Below are 4282 nucleotides of genomic sequence, written 5' to 3' on the forward strand. Positions count from 1 at the left end.
GGTTCGCCTGCTAGTGTTGCGAGAGGACCAATAAGACTACCATTGAGGGCCTTGGTTGGCGCGGGAGGGATTATCTCTACTTTTACTCTGTTATTCAAGGGATAATCAAAAAAGAAAGTGCGATTGCATACTTCATATACAATCGCGGCATATTTAGCTGTTTTAGTGCGTATTAATTGTTCTCTAACTGCGCTTTTATATTACGAAGTGCTGCTTTTACTTTTTTCATGTTTTCTGGACCCATACGTAAAAGCTGTTTTTGCGCAGCAGGTAATTGCTCCCACTCCGAAAACGCATACTGATACGTCACTGAATCGCGAAGTAACGGCAAGTCACCTTCAGGCTCTGGCGTATCAAGTAATAAATCGATTGCATCGGTTAGCGTTTGATTAAACTCATCATCGCCATAACCAATTTCACTGTATGCATTATTAATAAGTGGCTTGTACTCTTCGTACATACGAACGGCTTGCGCTGCACTCATACTGGTAAATATTTTCACATACGGGGTATAACGCTCGTAGCTGTTAGGGTTAATTGTGAGGATATCCCCTTCATTAACGCTAAATTTCTCTTCTGGCTGTACAACAGGCGTGTGCTTTTTAGCTACCTTACCTTTAGCTAGGTTATCTACAAATACAACACCACGGCGAATTACATCGTCGGTCACCATTAGGCTCATTACTGAGTCGCTTAGGTACTCATCCATTTTAGCAACCACAACTGCATCACTTTCGTTAAGTGTTGGTAGTGGCTCTACTTCATGCTCCGGCTCGCTCGGGCTTTGTACTGGTACTTCAAGCTCGGCTGGTTTTTCTGGCATTACAGATGGCGCGTCTACCACTGGGTCGTTCTCGGGTTTAAGCTCCATCATAGGTTGCTCTTTAACTGCGGGCTCTACCTCAGTGCGTGTTTCTTGCTCGTCACTTGGTGTGAGCAATACGAAGGCGGCCGCACATGCTACGACTATTAAAATAATAACGGCGAAAAGAATATTGTTATTAGGTGGACGTTTTTGAACATCTGATGCTTCTGGTTTATCTGACATACGAACTCCATAAAAATTAAAATGCGATATCACTTAGAGTACGCTAAGTGGATTAAATTCATTCTTACACAAATACTATGACATTTTATAATACGGCAATTATAGCAAAGTAAGTTACCTACTAAATTGGGTGATTAAATAATGTAATAAGCATTAGGGCAGTTATCCTTTGATTCTTCTAGCTTAAAGACTTACAGTTAATAAATAAAGTAAAGACGTAGAACAGTTTAACCACCAATATGAAAATCAAGCAAGTTGATCCACAAAAACCTAAAACTGCCTTATTACTTACAGGTGGTGGCGCACGAGCTGCTTATCAAGTCGGTGTGCTAAAAGCGCTAGCTCATAGTATGCCTCGTACTGCTCCATTGCCATTTAGAGTAATAAATGGCACCTCCGCTGGCGCTATTAACTCTGCTGCATTGGCATGTTACGCTTCTTGTGCGCATTTGGCTGTACGAAAGCTCGAATCAGTTTGGAAAAACTTTTCAACCTCTATGGTCTATAAAAGTGACTTTTTAAGCGTGTTTGGTCATATTGCTCGCAATATCTTAACGAGCTTTCAGTCAGAGCATATTAACCACCCACCAGCGAGCTTACTAAATAACCGCCCTCTGCGTAGTTTATTAAACGAGATTTTAGATTTACACCGCATTGAGCGCAATTTACACCGTAATTATTTAGATGCGCTGTCTATTACAGCCTCAAGTTATACAACGGGTGACTCGGTTGCATTTTTTCAATCTAATACGCAAACATCTTGGCAACGTGCTAAACGCGAAGGCCGCGCAACTCGTATTAATGTTGAGCACTTAATGGCATCAAGTGCCATTCCTATGGTGTTTCCAAGTGTAAATATTTATAACCATTACTTTGGTGATGGATCTATACATCAACTTTCTCCGCTGAGTCCGTCGATTCATTTAGGCGCTGAAAAAATATTTATTATTGGGGTAGACCAACCTAAAGAATTACACCCACCGGGTTATTCGCCACATTATCCTGGACTATCTGCTGTTGCGGGGCATTTACTAGACAGTGTATTTACCGACACTATGCAATCGGATTTAGAGCGTTTGGCTCGTGTTAACCGCACATTAGGGCTATTACCCGCTCGTGATAAACATCAAGAACTTAAACAAATAGATACCTTTGTAATTAACCCATCGCAAAACTTTAATGCTATTGCAGCGCAGTATTACGATGATATGCCTTGGGCTATAAAAGTATTGCTACGTACCATAGGTGTTAAAAAACATTCGCAATCGAGCTTAACCAGTTATCTATTGTTTGAAAAACGCTACACCCAGCATTTAATGCAAATTGGTTATGAAGACGGTATGAAAAAATTACCGGAGATACGCAAGTTTTTAGAACTAGATTAAGCTCAAACAGAAACGTTATTCTATTCCGTCGAGCAGGTAGTGCTCTACCCGCTCAACACGCCTTGGTTTACCTTGTAACACTAAAACGTCATTAGCCAATAAGGTTGTTTGTGCTGATGGCGTGTCTATTTCGGCCCCTTCTCTGCGCAGCGCTTTTACCAGTACCCGACGCTTTTCTAAATTTAGATTTTCGATTGTTTTATTAACTGCATAAGCTTTATCAGGCAGAGCAACCACATGTAAGTACTCTAACCGGTCACTTGATGTATCTTCATTATCTTTAAAATAGCCTGCATAAAAGCTTTGCATTAACGGATAACGATTACGACGCTCTTTACTTACTCTTCGCACAATACGCGTCATCGGTACGCCCGACATAGACAACACATGCGACACGAGCATTAAGCTTGCCTCTAACGACTCAGGTACTACTTCGGTTACACCTAGCTCTTTTAAATAATCTAGCTGGCTATCGTCACGGGTACGAATGAGTATTTTAACATTGGGTGCTATTTGCTTTATGGCATCAATAACAACCTGTGCATGATCAAACTCTGTAAAAGTAATAATAACCAAGCGAGCTCGCTCTACTCCTGCGCACTTTAAAATATCTTTTTGTTTAACATAGCCAAATATGACAGGCTCACCCGCCGCTTTGCCTTCTTGTACTAAAATTGGGTTACTTTCAATCGCAACATAGTCTATTGCTTCGGGCTTTAAAAAACGCGCTATAGTTTGCCCAACTCGCGAAAAACCACAAATAACAACATGGTCACTATAAAGCGTACTACTTTGTGGCTCACTCTCGAGCGCCAAACTTGGGCGATCGAGTATGCCTAAACGCTTTAAAATAAATGGCGTTTTATCAATCAAAAATGGGGTAAATGCCATTGAAAGCACACCAAGGGCAATTAAAAATGAAGCTTGCTCTGAATTTAATAATTGATGCTGGCCAGCAAGTGCAATAAGTACAAAGCCAAACTCCCCCATTTGCCACAGCATAATGCCACAGGCGAGTGAATCTTGGTTTCGCTCATGCATTAGCCGCGCGCTAAAGGCTACCACTGCAATTTTTAACACCAGTAAACCCAGCAAGGCGCCAATAATTATTACGATATGCCCCAGTACAAATAAAATATCTAGCTGCATACCTACAGTAACAAAAAATAGCCCCATTAAAATATCGCGAAATGGGCGTATATCGGCCTCTAACTGATGCCTGTAATGGCTCTCACCTAACATCATTCCGGCTAAAAAAGCACCTAGCGCCATAGACAAGCCAAACATATACGTTAAAAAGCCTGCAAACAACGCGACTAATATGGTGGTAAGTACAAATAACTCATCGGTTCGTACTTGCGCTATTTCTTTAAACACAATGGGCAATACCCATTTACCAATTGCCCAAAGAAGCACACATACAAATGCGCCTTTACTTAGGGCAAACGCTAAAGCCCAGCCAATACTTTGAGAGTCACTTGATGCAAATAAAGGAAGTATTATTAATAGAGGAACAACAGCAATATCTTGAAAAAGTAGAACACCAACGGCTAATTGCCCACGGCGCTGATTGAGCTCCCCCGTTTCTTTTAATAGCTTAACTACTACAGCGGTTGAAGAAAGCGCCATAATTGTGCCGATGGTAAAACTGGTGAGTAATGAAAAGTTTAAGCAATATAGAATAATAATGAAGAGTAAACTGGTTATACCTACTTGTAATGAGCCCAAACCAAATACTAGGTTGCGCATTGCCATTAGTCGAGAAATAGAAAATTCTAGCCCTAAACTAAATAACAAAAACACAATACCCAGTTCAGCTACAAACTCTATTTCGTGAGATTGTGCAAGC

The 4282-nt window shown here is 40.9% G+C and carries 3 protein-coding genes; 1 reads left to right on the top strand and 2 read right to left on the bottom strand.

Going from position 1 to position 4282, the window contains the following annotated elements:
* Positions 1-172: 172 nt before the first annotated feature.
* Positions 173-1048, bottom strand: coding sequence for a DUF3014 domain-containing protein (locus tag L652_RS0103330; protein WP_024596262.1), 876 nt, complete (start codon positions 1046-1048; stop codon positions 173-175).
* A gap of 239 nt (positions 1049-1287) precedes the next feature.
* Between L652_RS0103330 and L652_RS0103335 the strand changes: the two genes are divergently transcribed.
* Positions 1288-2433 (top strand): patatin-like phospholipase family protein, encoded by a 1146-nt coding sequence (locus L652_RS0103335; RefSeq protein ID WP_002958292.1) that lies wholly within the window; start codon positions 1288-1290, stop codon positions 2431-2433.
* Positions 2434-2448: 15 nt separating this feature from the next.
* Here L652_RS0103335 and L652_RS0103340 read toward each other — a convergent pair.
* Positions 2449-4282: cation:proton antiporter (locus L652_RS0103340; RefSeq protein WP_024603286.1), on the bottom strand; the 1834-nt coding region annotated here is incomplete at its 5' end.

Origin of the sequence: Pseudoalteromonas sp. TB25 (assembly GCF_000497995.1) — a bacterium.
GTDB lineage: Bacteria > Pseudomonadota > Gammaproteobacteria > Enterobacterales > Alteromonadaceae > Pseudoalteromonas > Pseudoalteromonas distincta.

Bases quoted from the DNA above. Each gene is read 5' to 3' on its own strand.
- L652_RS0103335 (WP_002958292.1), top strand. From the start codon at position 1,288: ATGAAAATCAAGCAAGTTGATCCACAAAAACCTAAAACTGCCTTATTA.
- L652_RS0103330 (WP_024596262.1), bottom strand. From the start codon at position 1,048: ATGTCAGATAAACCAGAAGCATCAGATGTTCAAAAACGTCCACCTAAT.